Genomic DNA, 13851 nt, shown 5'->3' with positions numbered 1-13851 from the left:
AAAATGCCAGTCTACTGACTGGCATTTTATAGATAACAATTAGCTATTCGTTGTCGGTGGATGACTATGTTCTACATCTTCAGATTTCTTCGAGAAACGGCGACGGATCACCACGAAGAACACTGGAACGAAGAAGATAGCTAGTGATGTTGCAGCAAACATACCACCAAGAACGCCTGTACCTACAGAGTTCTGGGATGCAGAGCCCGCACCATTACTAAATACCAGAGGAATAACACCTAACATAAAGGCTAATGATGTCATCAAAATTGGTCTTAAACGCATTTTAACTGCATTCAATGTTGCTTCAACCAATCCTTTTCCTTCTTTTTCCATCAAGTCTTTGGCAAATTCAACAATCAAGATTGCATTCTTCGCCGAGAGTCCAATGGTTGTAAGGAGTCCCACTTTAAAGTAAACGTCATTATCTAAGCCTCGTATAGAGGTAAAGAGTAATGCACCGATGATCCCTAGTGGTACAACTAACATGACAGAGAACGGAACAGACCAACTCTCATACAATGCAGCTAAGCATAGGAATACGACAATCAATGATATTGCATACAGGGCTGGAGCTTGGTTACCTGCTAAACGTTCCTGATATGACATACCTGTCCACTCATAACCGATACCAGCAGGTAAGTTTTCGGTGGTCAGTTGTTCCATCATTAACATCGCATCACCTGTACTCTTACCAGGTGCAGCTTGCCCTTGAATATTCATTGCAGGCACGCCGTTATAACGCTCTAAACGTGGTGAACCAAATTTCCAAGGATCTTGAGATGTATCCAAGAATGCAGAGAATGGCACCATTTTACCGAGGTTATTACGGACATACAGATTGCTAATATCGGATGGTAACATACGGCTTTCAGCGTCACCTTGTACATAAACTTTCTTCACACGACCGCGGTCGATAAAGTCATTTACATAGCTTCCACCAAAGACAGAACTTAGTGTTGCGTTGATATCGCTGATTGCAACACCTTGAGCCTGAGCTTTTTGTTGGTCGATATAAACACGGTATTGGGATGTATCATCCTGCCCATTTGGACGGACACCTTGAAGCATTTCTGGATGTTGGGCCGCGAGTCCAAGTAATTGATTACGGGCTTGCATTAGTGCTTCATGTCCTAAGTTAGCTCTATCAACTAACTCAAAGTCAAATCCATCAGCAGTACCTAACTCAACAATTGCCGGTAGGTTAAAGGCGTAGATCATAGCCTCTTGCTTTTTGGAAAGCGCCATATTTGCACGTAATACAATAGCATCAACGTGGTTTTCATCACCTTTACGTTCGCTCCAGTTTTTCAGAACGACGAAAGCAAGACCCATGTTTTGTCCTTGACCTGCGAAGCTAAAGCCTCCAACGGTAAAGACAGATTCAACATTCTTTTTCTCATCAACTAGGTAGTATTTAGTCACTTCATCTAGTACAGCCTGCGTCTGTTCCTGTGTTGAACCCGGCGGTAGCTGAACCATAGAAAGGAATACACCTTGGTCTTCTGCTGGTAAGAAAGAAGAAGGTAGACGAACAAACATTAGCGCCATGCCCGCAACTAAGACAAGATAAATCAATAAGTAACGGCCAGTGCCGTTAAGCATACGACTTACGCTATCAGTGTAGTGGTGAGCTTGTTTTTCAAATGTCCGGTTAAACCATCCAAAGAAACCTTTTTGACTACCATGGCTGCCTTTTTCAATTGGCTTAAGCATCGTTGCACACAGTGCTGGTGTTAAAATCATTGCTACCAGTACAGATAAAAGCATTGATGAAACTATGGTAATGGAGAATTGACGGTAAATTGCCCCTGTCGCTCCTCCAAAGAAGGCCATTGGGATAAATACGGCAGATAGTACTAATGCGATACCGACTAATGCACCTTGGATTTGACCCATTGATTTTTTGGTCGCTTCTTTTGGTGATAAGCCTTCTTCTTGCATAACACGCTCAACGTTTTCGACTACGACAATAGCATCATCGACGAGTAGCCCGATGGCGAGTACCATCGCAAACATGGTCAAGGTGTTAATGGAATAACCAAATGCCGATAAGATGGCAAAGGTACCGAGCAATACGACTGGAACCGCAATCGTTGGTATTAAAGTTGCTCTGATATTTTGTAGGAATAAATACATAACCACAACAACGAGCATGATTGCTTCAACTAACGTTTTTACCACTTCATTAATGGAAATCTTAACGAATGGCGTTGTATCGTAAGGGTAAACAATCTCTAGGCCTTGAGGAAAGAATGGCTTCATATCTTCAAGCGCTGTACGAACGTTGTTTGATGTGTCTAGTGCATTTGCGCCTGTGGCTAATTTGATACCGATACCAGCAGCTGGCTTACCATTAAAGCGAGCGATAGTACTGTAGTTCTCTGCACCTAACTGAACTTCTGCAAGATCTTTTAAGCGAACTTGGGAACCATCTTGATTAACACGCAGTAAAATATTGGAGAATTCTTCAACATTATTCAAACGAGTTTGAGCGATGATGGAAACGTTTAAACGTTGTCCGCCAACAGGAGGAGTCCCCCCGAGTTGTCCCGCTGCGACCTGGTTATTTTGAACTTTGATCGCGTTGATGACATCGGTTGTCGTCATATTGTATTTAACAAGTTGCTCTGGTTTGAGCCAAATACGCATTGCATATTGGGTACCAAACAGTTGGGTTTCACCAACACCGTTGACTCGGCTAAGTGGGTCTTTAACGTTTGATCCCACATAGTCGGCAATATCATATTGCCCCATGGAACCATCATTAGAAACGAAACCTGCAACCATCAAAAATGAGCTTGTGGATTTATCAACACTAATCCCTTGCTGCTGTACTTCTTGTGGCAATAATGGCATAGCCAGCTGCAATTTATTTTGCACCTGAACCTGCGCAATATCACCATCTGTGCCTGCTTCAAAGGTTAATGTAATACTTGCTGAGCCCGATGAATCGCTGCTTGATGACATATATACCAAGTTATCGATACCATTCATGTTCTGTTCGATAACTTGAGTTACTGTATTTTGTACCGTTGAGGCATCGGCTCCTGGGTAGTTAGCTGAAATAGAAACAGCAGGAGGTGCGATAGTCGGGTACTGAGAAACAGGTAACTGGATAATTGCCAACAGACCAGCAAGCATGGTGATAATCGCAATTACCCACGCAAAAATTGGTCTTTCTATAAAAAACTTAGGCATTAATCAGCCGCTCCCTTATTTAGACTTTTCTTCAGGTTTAGCCTGATTGTCTATGGATTGCGTTTCTAAGTTAGCTTCCTTAGGAACAACAACAATGCCAGGTTTGATTTTTTGTAAGCCAATGACGACAACGCGTTCACCTGCTTGTAAACCATCAGTAACCAACCATTTGTTGCCAATAGCTTGTGCTGCTTTAACATTTCGAACTTCAATTTTATTCTCAGCGCCAACAACCATGACCTGAGAAGTTCCTTGAGCTGTACGAGACACCCCTTGCTGTGGAACTAAAATTGCTTTTTCAATAACGCCATCTTCTAAAATAGCGCGCACGAACATGCCAGGAAGAAGCTCTTTATTCGGGTTAGGAAAGACAGCTCTCATGGTGATTGAACCTGTTGTTTCATCAACAGTCACATCAGAGAATTCTAGTGTTCCTTTTTGCGCATATTCCTTGCCGTTATTATTGACTAGGCTTACAGGCGCTTTACCCACTTCTTTTTGAATCGAGCCTTGCTCAATCTCATTTTTTAGACGTAAAAAATCATCACTTGATTGAGTTACATCTACATAGATTGGGTCGAGTTGCTGAACACGCATTAGCTCAGTTGCTTGACCACTTGAAACTAAAGCACCTTCAGTTACATTTGATTTGCCTGTACGGCCACTAATCGGAGCTGTGACTTTAGTGTAGTTCAGGTTAATACGTGCAGTTTCAACAGCCGCCTCGCTTGCTTTTACCGAAGCTAAAGCTTGTGCGTAAGTTGAGGTCGCTTGGTCATATTCTTGTTGGCTAATGTAATTTGTACCAATGAGTTGTTTTTGACGTTTAACGGTCAAACCGGCCAAATTTGCATTCGCTTGTGCTTTTGCAAGTTCTGCCTTTGCGCTGTCATAGGTAGCTTGGAAAGGTGCAGGATCGATTTGATACAAAGATGTACCTGCTTCGACATCGCTACCTTCTTTATAATTGCGTTGCAAAATTATCCCACTAACTTGTGGGCGAACTTCAGCAACACGAAATGCAGATGTACGGCCTGGTAATTCGGTTTTGACAGTCAGAGGTTCAGCTTTAAGCGTAACAATTCCTACCTCAGGCGCCGGGCGTTCACCGCCACCTTTCTGTTCATCGTTACAACCTGATAAAGCTAAGCCACCTGAAAGAACCAACAGAGCCAGAGGTAACACCCCTCTGTTTTTTCGCATAAGTAACCTCAATTAATCAATATGAGTTTTAAAATAAAAATAGGAAAAATGGTAAACAATAAGATTTATCACTATGCTATAATACAAACATACACGAATGTATGTAAATCTGCTTTCGATAAAAACGAGTCAAAATGGCACGAAAAACTAAACAACAGGCTGAAGAAACCCGCCAAGAGATTTTAGATGCTGCTATCAAAACATTCTCTGAACGGGGCGTTTCTGCCACATCATTAGCTGATATAGCTGCGGCAGCGGGTGTTACCCGAGGTGCTATATACTGGCATTTTAAAAATAAAGTCGATCTTTTTTATCAAGCCTGTGAATTTGGTGATAATCAAATAATACAAGCTGAAGAATATTATCGCTCTAAATATACCAACGATCCGCTCTCAATACTAAGAGAATTACTCATTTATATTTTGACTGATTTTATTGAGAGTCCTAAAAACAGAGCATTGATGGAAATTTTCTTTTTAAAATGCGAACTTGTTGGTGAAATGGCTGCTTTAGTTGACTTTAAAAGAGCAAACTATGTTGCGAGCCAATGTCGTATTTTAGATATTTTACGTGCATGTATTGATGCAGGACAACTTCCAGCCAACCTTAATATTGAATGTGCGGCTATAATGACACGTTCCCTAATGTCTGGTTTACTTGAAACTTGGTTATTACAACCCGAAAGTTTTAATATGAATCAATATACGATTACTTTGGTTGATACACTGTTAGAAACGTTTAAACATAACCCAGCAATACGGTTAAACGAAATCTGAACATAATCGCCGTTTAAATATAGCAAATTAAACATAGCAATTTAAATACAATCAATAGTTGGAGAGTAAAATGTCATCCATTCTGATTATAGCCAACGGCGCACCTTATGGTAGCGAAACATTATTCAATTCATTACGTTTAGCAATTACCATAAAAGAGCTGCATCCAGAAACGGATTTAAAAATATTTTTGATGTCAGATGCGGTGAGCGCGGGTATCACTGCGCAAAAACCAAAAGAGGGTTATAATCTTCAACAGATGTTAGAGATTTTAACGGCTCAACAGGTGCCTGTTAAGCTTTGTAAAACTTGCACTGATGCAAGAGGTATAAGTGAGTTACCTTTAATTGATGGTGTCGAAATTGGTACTCTCGTTGAGTTGGCTAATTGGACACTCGAAGTTGATAAAGTTCTCACTTTTTAATGATGAGATTGCGTGCTGCAATTAAATTGCTAGCATGCAATATCTACCATTAAGTCGCATTTTAGATGAAGTATCATGAGTTGGGTTGTAATGAAACAGAACATTATGATGAAACAAGAAAATAGGTGGCTATACTCAGTGGGCGTATTTTTGACGCTTATTCTCTTTTTCTCCGCTCATGCAATGGCAATAACCGCTAACAATTTTCCGAGTAAAAACGATATTAAAGCCGAGCTCAATACATTAAATAAAAAAAGTAATGTGAGCGAAGATAATAAATTAGCGATCGCAGATCTTGAAAAATCCCTTTCTTTTTATGATGAGCTAGATAAGTTAGATCAAAAGCTAGACGAACTGCAAAAAAAAATCAATCGTGCCAATGAAGAGTCCAAACAAGCGGTTCAAGGATTACTTCAATTAAAAAATCAAAGTGAAAATCAAGCTGCTAACTTTTCCAAAAAAATTGAAAATGTCAGCCTATCTCAGTTAGAAGAAATGCTAACTCGTTATTTGGAGAATTTACAATCTGAGCAAAATGATTTAGCTACTTATAATAGTCAGTTAATTGGTTTACAGACTCAGCCCGAACGTGCTCAGGCTATGATGCTAGATAATGTGAGGCGATTACAAGAAATCCGCAATGAGTTAAACAGTACGATAAACGACTCGGTAAAATTACGGCCGACGCAAATTGATATGCTGCAAATTGAACAGTATTTATTGCAGCAACAAAATGAATTTCAAAAGCGTGTATTACAGGTTAATACGCAGCTACAAGATGTTTTACAGAAACAGCGTGATTATACCGCGGTTTATATTGAACAACTCGAAGGGCATATCCAACTTATTCAAGAGGTGATTAATAATAAGCGCCTTAATGACTCTCAATCCACAGTGAGAGAAGCTCAGAGTACCTCTGAGGCTGGTATACAGGTACAACAAAATCCGATTATTCAAAAAGAAATTGCGATTAATAATCAACTGAGTAATCGGTTGATTGAAGCAACACAAGGTAGCAATAAATTAGTACAAAATGGTATTCGAGTAAAAGCCTGGTTAGAAAGAGCGACTCAATCGGAACGCAATCTTAAAGAGCAAATTAATGTTCTTCGGGGAAGTTTATTATTATCGCGTATTTTATTTCAGCAACAAATTGATTTACCTGCTGATATTTTAACTAAAAATTTACCGACTACTATTGCTGATTTACGTCTTGAGCAATTTGATGTTAATCAGCAACGGGATGTGTTGTATCAAGTTAATGATTATATTACTAATTTAGAACGCCAGCAGGCTGTGACATCGGGAGATGAACACGTTACATCCGATCTTTTTTCAGCGGAAGATAAAGCGGTATTAGTGAGATTACTGGATGTCCGTCGTGAACTACTGGATGAATTAAATCTTCAGTTAGGTAGCCAAATCTCTCAAGCGATTAATTTACAGTTAGATCAAAATCAATTATTGAGTGTCATAAGTTCGCTTGAAAATACGTTAGCTCAACAAATATTTTGGGTTAATAGTAATAAACCTATTGATATTGAATGGGTGAAAGCTTTCCCTGAAGCCGCGGCAGCACAAGTCAGTAGTTTTGATTTTAACCTGTCTACTGGCAGTCTTAAAAAGGGATTTACTAACTCAATGTTGGTTGTTATTCCCTTGCTCTTTATTGCATTAGCCTTTATTTGGTTAAATCGGAAAATTAGCAATAAGTTACATGATATAAATAAAAGCCTTTCTAGTCTCAGGCAAGATAGTATTTTAAATACGCCTTTTGCCTTGTTATTGACGTTATTACAGACGATACCTGTTTCTCTTGTGGTGATTGCTGCGGGTTATTGGTTTTTGAAAACAGGGAATGTACAAGGTGAATTTGTTTGGGCTTTTTGTTTACAATTTGCTATTTTTTGGATTTTGTTTGAACTGACCTTTAGAATATTAAAACCAGAAGGTATTGCTGAGAAACATTTTTCAATCGAAAAAGAAAAAGCGGCCCAAATTCGGCGCAGGATGCTTAGACTATCCATCCCTCTAATTCCATTAATTTACTTTTCAACTTATGGCGTGACTAACCCACTTAAGGTCTCTGATGATGTGATTGGGCAGCTCGTTGTGTTGGTTTCATTATTGCTGTTGTGTGTTTTTACTATCCCATTTTGCAAAGAAGTTTGGCGAGAAAAAGGCAGTCATTTGACACGCTCAGTTGTGATAACGATGCTGACGTTTTCCCCTTTGATACTGATTGGCCTCATGATGGCGGGGTACTATTACACCACATTAAGATTAGCGAATCGCTGGCTTGATAGCCTTTATCTTTTATTGTTGTGGTATATCACTTACAGCACTTGTTTAAGAGATTTAACACTGGTTGCGCGGAAACTGGCGTATCAACGAGCTCTTGAGCGTCGTGCGATGCTTAAGCAAGAAGATACTGAAAATGAACCAATCAAAGAACCCCCAATGACAATTGAATTGATTAGTCAACAGTCATTGCGCTTAACCACGATGGTGCTATTTATCATCTTTGCCCTTGGTTTTTATGCTATTTGGTCTGATTTTATTACTATATTTTCATTTTTAGACAGTGTGAATTTATGGAGCTTTACCACGACTTCTCCTGAAGGGGGAAATATTCTTCAATCGGTTACCTTGGCTAATCTGATCCTCGCTTTGGTTATTATCGTGGTGTCTTGGATTATGACGAGGAACTTACCCGGTTTATTAGAAGTATTGGTGTTATCACGTTTAAAGCTAAGACAAGGCTCAACTTATGCGATCACCACTATATTGACCTACATAATCATTGGTATTGGTACTATAACCTCGATGGGGATGATTGGAGTCACTTGGAATAAATTACAATGGCTTGCCGCTGGGTTAACGGTGGGGTTAGGGTTCGGTTTGCAGGAAATTTTTGCTAACTTTGTTTCAGGGATCATCTTATTGTTTGAAAGGCCGATCCGTATTGGGGATACCGTTACAATTGGTACTTATTCAGGTACCGTGAGTAAAATTCGAATTCGTGCGACTACCATTATTGATTTTGATCGCAAAGAAGTGATCATCCCGAATAAAGCTTTTGTTACAGAACGGCTGATCAACTGGTCTCTTTCCGATACGGTTACTCGGATCACCGTGGCATTAGGTGTAGCTTATGGCTCGGATCTAGATAAAGTGAAAGAAGTCTTATTGAGCGCAGCGACATCAAATAGCAAAGTAATGACAGAACCCGCGCCAGGCGTTTATTTTACCACCTTTGGTGCAAGTACTTTGGATCATGAGCTGCGCTTTTACGTCCGTCAAATAGGCGATCGTGGGACAACTAGCGATGAAGTTAATCGGGAAATTGATAGACTATGTCGAGAGAATGATATCAATATTGCCTTTAATCAGTTGGAAGTGCATCTGCATAATAATAAAGGCGATGAAGTGCAAGAAATTAAACGCATACCTAAAGAAAATAATGATAAAACGGATGATTAATAAGTGTTAGCGTGATTTTGGGCATTCATCGATGATGTCTGCTGCTTGTTTGCTGAGATAGTCATTTTTCACAATATCAAGGGCTTTCAGTACGATCTCTGTTTTAATGTCAGATGACTCTAACAAATAGATAAGATCAACGGCGAGTTGGGTTTCAATTGGGGCGTCCTTTAATGAATTCATCGATATTCCTTTATCTATCTATTTTCAGATTCTGGTTTATTTCATTTGTGCGTTTATTCTAAAAACTGGCCTTCTTGATGTTCAATGGCTTTTTCAATACGTAATAAGGCTTGTCGACAGCGATATAAACGCCCCGCTAAAACTGCCAGTTCTTTTTGACATTGATATTGCTGTGTTTGATTGGTTAAGCCACTTAAATACAATTCTTTCTCACTGACCATAGCTTGTAAACGACGTTCGAAGTCTTGATGTTGAGATAAACGCTCGTATAAATCAATATGTTCTTTTTTCTTCGTGAAAGAGGTCTCTTTTTCGCGTAATGGCTGTGTTGAAATTTCACGTGAAATAGCTTGTATTTGATGAACAATTTTCTCGGTCAGAAAATTGACTTGCTGATTGTTGTTCAAAGAAACACTGTGACAAAGTTGCTGGTAGAGTTTATTTAATTCATTTTGGCAATCGCCAAGACGTGCCGATTTATGACTAAATAGCTGTAGATCAAAACGAGATTGCGAAAATTCTTGGTCTTTTATTGGTTCTATTCGAGTTTCTAGCTCAATAATTTGCGTTTTTAACGCATCTAAAAGCGCCTGTATTTTCATTTTTTGTGCTCAATAAAGGTGAAAAATAACGGAATATTGATATCCAACAAGAAAACTCACCGCAAATAGACGGCTTCTTATTGCATTTTTATGGTACTTTACATAGATTCTACCTTTTCGTATTTACTATATTGGCTTTTATTATGACTGCTAAAGAGCAACAACTGCAATTGATTAAAGAAAGTATCGCATCTATTCCTGATTATCCGAAGGAAGGTGTGTTATTCCGTGACATAACTACATTGTTAAATAACCCAGCTGCATACCAAGCAACGATTGATATGTTAGTTGAACATTATGAAAACAAAGGAATAACTAAGATCGTTGGTACTGAGGCTCGTGGTTTTCTGTTTGGGGCTCCGGTTGCATTACGTTTAGGTGTTGGTTTTGTACCTGTACGTAAAAAAGGCAAATTGCCGCGCGAAGTATTAAGTATGACTTATGATCTTGAGTATGGCACTGATACACTTGAGATCCACAAAGACAGTATTCTTCCTGAAGATAATGTTTTAGTTGTTGATGATTTATTGGCCACTGGTGGCACAATTGAAGCGACCGTTAAAATGATTAAACAACTTGGCGCAAAAGTTGTTGAAGCGGCATTTATCATCAGTCTACCTGACTTAGGTGGCGTTGAACGCTTGGCTGAGCAGGGTATTAGTTCATATAGCCTTGTCGAATTCCCTGGCCATTAATCCTCTTTTCCCCACTATTTTAATCACAGCCTCGCCGTAGAGGTTGAGGCTGTGATAGCATGGTACTAATATTATATTTAATGACTTATTATATTTAATCGCCGTACCATTTATTGTACTTTATTAATGACCATGTTTAATAACTGTGGAATCCATGAGCTATCAGGTACTTGCCCGTAAGTGGCGCCCCCAAAAATTTTCAGATGTTGTTGGTCAACAACACGTCTTGACCGCACTGGCTAATGGGTTGGAGCATCAGCGGCTTCATCACGCCTATCTTTTTTCGGGTACTCGCGGCGTCGGAAAAACGACGATTGCGCGTTTGTTTGCGAAAGGACTCAATTGTGAGACTGGCATTACGGCAACGCCTTGTGGTCAATGTGCTAATTGTCTTGAAATTGAGCAAGGGCGATTTGTTGATTTGATTGAAATTGATGCGGCTTCTCGCACTAAAGTTGAAGATACGCGTGAATTACTTGATAACGTTCAATATGCACCAGCAAGAGGTCGTTTTAAAGTCTATCTTATTGACGAAGTGCACATGCTCTCTCGTCATAGCTTTAATGCACTATTAAAAACGCTTGAAGAACCCCCTGAGCATGTGAAATTTTTACTTGCGACGACGGATCCGCAAAAGCTACCTGTCACGATATTATCGCGCTGTTTGCAATTTCATCTTAAAGCACTTGATGTGACACAGATCGCAGAGCAGCTTGAAGTTATTCTCAATGCAGAAAATATTGAACATGATAAGCGTGCTCGTCAGCTAATAGCACGTGCAGCCGACGGCAGCCTACGTGATGCATTAAGTTTGACGGATCAAGCCATTGCAATGGGGCAAGGTGTGGTCACGGGTGATATCGTTAGCCAAATGCTTGGTACACTTGATGATGAACAACCATTGGCAATTATTGAAGCCTTAGTACGTGCAGATAGTATGGCGGTGATGGCGCAAGTTGAACAGGCTGGTACTCGAGGTGCTGATTGGGATAATTTGCTGGTTGAGACTTTATCTTTACTACATCGAATTGCCATGATCCAGCTATTACCGGCAGAAAAAGAAACAGATCCATCGTCAACGGAAGGTCGTTTAAGGCAAGTTGCAAGAGTCGTTTCTCCTGCGGATTTACAACTTTTTTATCAAATTTTACTTGTTGGGCGTAAAGAGATGCCTTTTGCTCCAGAGCGGCGCATGGGGGTGGAAATGACATTGCTTAGAGCATTAGCTTTTCATCCTAAAAGTATAATTGAGGAAGTTGAAACGCCGCCAAGACTAGTGCAAAGTGTGCCAACGCAATCCGCACCAACTGCGGTTAATCGTCAAGCTTTATCAAGTCCAAGTGCTGATAACTTACCTGAGAATAGCCCGACCTTACAGCTCTTAAAAGCAAGGCAGGCGCTTCAAGTTCCTCAAAATGAGGATCCTGACTCAAAAAAGTCTAAACCGGCGATGCCTCAAAAGGCTAAGCCGGCGGCATCAGCACTTGAAAGGCTGGCCGCGGTGACCAGCAAATATCAGCAAAATATTGAAAGTAAAGCCTCGGAAAAAGGGAAATCCGTAAAGCCGAAGCATTATCAGTGGCGTCCACAGAATGAAGAGGTATTAGAACCTAAAAATACCCTGACAACGCCAACTGAAATTAAAGAAGCTTTAGAGTATGAAAAAACACCTGAGTTGGCGGCTAAAATTATTGAAGAATCTCGAGAGCGAGATAGTTGGTCAGGTGAAATTGCAAAATTAAATATTCCAAAGCTAGTTGAACAATTGGCTTTGAACTCATATAAAGAAGAATTAAATGAATCGCAAATTATTTTACATTTGCGACCGGTTCAGCGTCATCTTGATAAACCCGCTGCTCATGCAGCATTGCAAGAAGCATTGAGCCAACATTATGGTCGTTCTGTTGAACTAAAAATCGTTCAAGATGATAATACAGCGGTAAAAACACCACTTGAATGGCGACAAGCGATTTACGAAGAAAAACTGGCGCAAGCTCGTCAGTCTATTATTGCGGATAAAACGATTCTAAAATTGCAATCAATGTTTGATGCGCAGCTTGATGAAGAGAGTATTCGCCCCGTTTAACGCTACAGTGATTACTGTTATATAAAGTAAGCTGTGGCCTCAGTTGTGAGAAAAAATATGTTTGGAAAAGGCGGATTGGGTAACCTGATGAAACAGGCCCAACAAATGCAAGATAAAATGCAAAAGGTTCAGGAAGAAATCGCTCAACTGGAAGCAACGGGCGAATCTGGTGCAGGTTTAGTCAAAGTGACTATCAATGGGGCACATAATTGCCGCCGCGTTGAGATTGACCAAAGTCTTTTTGAAGATGATAAAGATTTACTAGAAGACTTGATTGCTGCTGCTTTCAACGATGCAGCTCGCCGTATTGAAGAAACCCAGAAAGAAAAAATGGCTGGCGTTTCAAGTGGTATGCAGTTACCACCAGGCTTTAAGATGCCATTCTAATGCAGACAAGTCCGCTTCTTGAATCATTAATGGAAGCGCTGCGCTGTCTTCCCGGAGTGGGACCAAAGTCAGCGCAGCGAATGGCTTTTCAGCTACTACAGCGTGATCGTAGTGGTGGGATGCGATTAGCACAAGCGCTGACACGGGCAATGTCTGAAATAGGGCATTGTCGTGATTGCAGAACATTTACAGAACAAGATGTCTGTAATATTTGTGATAATCCACGCCGTAAACAACAGGGGCTAATCTGTGTAGTGGAAAGCCCTGCGGATATCTATGCCATTGAACAAACAGGCCAGTTTTCAGGGCGTTATTTTGTTTTAATGGGGCATTTATCACCTCTTGACGGTATCGGTCCTATGGATATCGGTTTGGATAGACTAGAAGAGCGTCTTTCTTCTGAATCTATTACTGAGGTCATTTTAGCGACTAATCCAACTGTTGAAGGTGAAGCGACCGCTAATTATATTGCTCAAATATGTGGGCAATATGGCGTGATGGCAAGTCGCATCGCTCATGGAGTGCCGGTAGGTGGAGAGTTGGAGCTGGTAGATAGTACGACGTTGTCTCATTCTCTTTCCGGTCGCTCTCGGTTGTAAGGTCCTCGTCATACTTCGCGCTGTAGCGTTGTTGTCTTCATACGTTAACCCTAGTCACATACTTGTGTATGCTCCTAGGGCTTAACGTATTTGACGCCTAGCTACAACACGAATTATTTAGAGGATGTTGTTAAATATGATTTGCTAGAAAACTTCAAAAACTTCAAAAACTTCAAAAACTTCAAAAACTTCAAAAACTTCAAAAACTTCAA

Annotated in this window: 11 protein-coding genes; 7 read left to right on the top strand and 4 right to left on the bottom strand. The window is 40.2% G+C overall.

Going from position 1 to position 13851, the window contains the following annotated elements; translation table 11 throughout:
- Positions 1-39: 39 nt before the first annotated feature.
- The gene (locus ACTH6U_RS15320; RefSeq protein WP_294104870.1) at positions 40-3201 is read right to left on the bottom strand and encodes an efflux RND transporter permease subunit; all 3162 of its coding nucleotides are present in this window, start codon (positions 3199-3201) and stop codon (positions 40-42) included.
- A gap of 15 nt (positions 3202-3216) precedes the next feature.
- The gene (locus tag ACTH6U_RS15315) at positions 3217-4404 is read right to left on the bottom strand and encodes an efflux RND transporter periplasmic adaptor subunit (RefSeq protein WP_294104868.1); all 1188 of its coding nucleotides are present in this window, start codon (positions 4402-4404) and stop codon (positions 3217-3219) included.
- Between the two features lie 134 nt (positions 4405-4538).
- Between ACTH6U_RS15315 and acrR the strand changes: the two genes are divergently transcribed.
- The 3 genes from acrR to mscK all read left to right on the top strand — a co-directional run bounded on the left by acrR (position 4539) and on the right by mscK (position 9087).
- On the top strand, positions 4539-5180 hold the full coding sequence (gene acrR, locus ACTH6U_RS15310; protein WP_336429632.1) for a multidrug efflux transporter transcriptional repressor AcrR: 642 nt from the start codon (positions 4539-4541) through the stop codon (positions 5178-5180).
- 70 nt (positions 5181-5250) lie between these two features.
- On the top strand, positions 5251-5604 hold the full coding sequence (locus tag ACTH6U_RS15305) for a DsrE/DsrF/TusD sulfur relay family protein (RefSeq protein WP_294104862.1): 354 nt from the start codon (positions 5251-5253) through the stop codon (positions 5602-5604).
- A 105-nt stretch (positions 5605-5709) separates the two neighbouring features.
- Positions 5710-9087 carry a mechanosensitive channel MscK gene (gene mscK / locus ACTH6U_RS15300; RefSeq protein ID WP_441832556.1) on the top strand — a complete coding sequence of 1126 codons (3378 nt, stop codon included), beginning with the start codon at positions 5710-5712 and terminating at the stop codon, positions 9085-9087.
- A gap of 6 nt (positions 9088-9093) precedes the next feature.
- On the opposite strand, the gene ACTH6U_RS15295 is transcribed toward mscK, so the two are convergent.
- Complete coding sequence (locus tag ACTH6U_RS15295) at positions 9094-9270, bottom strand: YbaM family protein (protein WP_294104860.1); 177 nt, start codon at positions 9268-9270, stop codon at positions 9094-9096.
- A 53-nt stretch (positions 9271-9323) separates the two neighbouring features.
- Positions 9324-9872, bottom strand: a complete 549-nt coding sequence (priC, locus tag ACTH6U_RS15290; protein WP_294104859.1) for a primosomal replication protein — start codon at positions 9870-9872, stop codon at positions 9324-9326.
- Positions 9873-10015: 143 nt separating this feature from the next.
- Here priC and apt point away from each other — a divergent pair, with 143 nt between their 5' ends.
- From apt to recR, 4 genes are all read left to right on the top strand, one after another.
- Positions 10016-10567, top strand: a complete 552-nt coding sequence (apt, locus tag ACTH6U_RS15285; protein ID WP_294104857.1) for an adenine phosphoribosyltransferase — start codon at positions 10016-10018, stop codon at positions 10565-10567.
- 154 nt (positions 10568-10721) lie between these two features.
- Entirely contained in the window at positions 10722-12653 is a 1932-nt protein-coding gene (gene dnaX / locus ACTH6U_RS15280; protein WP_441832550.1) for a DNA polymerase III subunit gamma/tau, read from the top strand.
- Positions 12654-12710: 57 nt separating this feature from the next.
- Positions 12711-13040 carry a YbaB/EbfC family nucleoid-associated protein gene (locus tag ACTH6U_RS15275; protein ID WP_294104854.1) on the top strand — a complete coding sequence of 110 codons (330 nt, stop codon included), beginning with the start codon at positions 12711-12713 and terminating at the stop codon, positions 13038-13040.
- Positions 13040-13639: a recombination mediator RecR gene (gene recR, locus ACTH6U_RS15270; protein ID WP_294104852.1), complete on the top strand. Its 600-nt coding sequence runs from the start codon at positions 13040-13042 to the stop codon at positions 13637-13639. Before ACTH6U_RS15275 ends, recR begins: the two co-directional genes overlap by 1 nt.
- Positions 13640-13851 lie beyond the last annotated feature (212 nt).

This window comes from Providencia sp. (assembly GCF_052096715.1).
Lineage (GTDB): Bacteria > Pseudomonadota > Gammaproteobacteria > Enterobacterales > Enterobacteriaceae > Providencia.
The sequence above is the reverse complement of the archived record's forward strand: the minus strand, read 5'-3'. Positions and strand labels throughout refer to the sequence as shown.

What these genes read in the sequence shown, in the direction of transcription:
- ACTH6U_RS15320 (WP_294104870.1), bottom strand. Translation starts at nt 3,201, where the DNA reads ATGCCTAAGTTTTTTATAGAAAGACCAATTTTTGCGTGGGTAATTGCG.
- ACTH6U_RS15315 (WP_294104868.1), bottom strand. Translation starts at nt 4,404, where the DNA reads ATGCGAAAAAACAGAGGGGTGTTACCTCTGGCTCTGTTGGTTCTTTCA.
- acrR (WP_336429632.1), top strand. Translation starts at nt 4,539, where the DNA reads ATGGCACGAAAAACTAAACAACAGGCTGAAGAAACCCGCCAAGAGATT.
- ACTH6U_RS15305 (WP_294104862.1), top strand. Translation starts at nt 5,251, where the DNA reads ATGTCATCCATTCTGATTATAGCCAACGGCGCACCTTATGGTAGCGAA.
- mscK (WP_441832556.1), top strand. Translation starts at nt 5,710, where the DNA reads ATGATGAAACAAGAAAATAGGTGGCTATACTCAGTGGGCGTATTTTTG.
- ACTH6U_RS15295 (WP_294104860.1), bottom strand. Translation starts at nt 9,270, where the DNA reads ATGAATTCATTAAAGGACGCCCCAATTGAAACCCAACTCGCCGTTGAT.
- priC (WP_294104859.1), bottom strand. Translation starts at nt 9,872, where the DNA reads ATGAAAATACAGGCGCTTTTAGATGCGTTAAAAACGCAAATTATTGAG.
- apt (WP_294104857.1), top strand. Translation starts at nt 10,016, where the DNA reads ATGACTGCTAAAGAGCAACAACTGCAATTGATTAAAGAAAGTATCGCA.
- dnaX (WP_441832550.1), top strand. Translation starts at nt 10,722, where the DNA reads ATGAGCTATCAGGTACTTGCCCGTAAGTGGCGCCCCCAAAAATTTTCA.
- ACTH6U_RS15275 (WP_294104854.1), top strand. Translation starts at nt 12,711, where the DNA reads ATGTTTGGAAAAGGCGGATTGGGTAACCTGATGAAACAGGCCCAACAA.
- recR (WP_294104852.1), top strand. Translation starts at nt 13,040, where the DNA reads ATGCAGACAAGTCCGCTTCTTGAATCATTAATGGAAGCGCTGCGCTGT.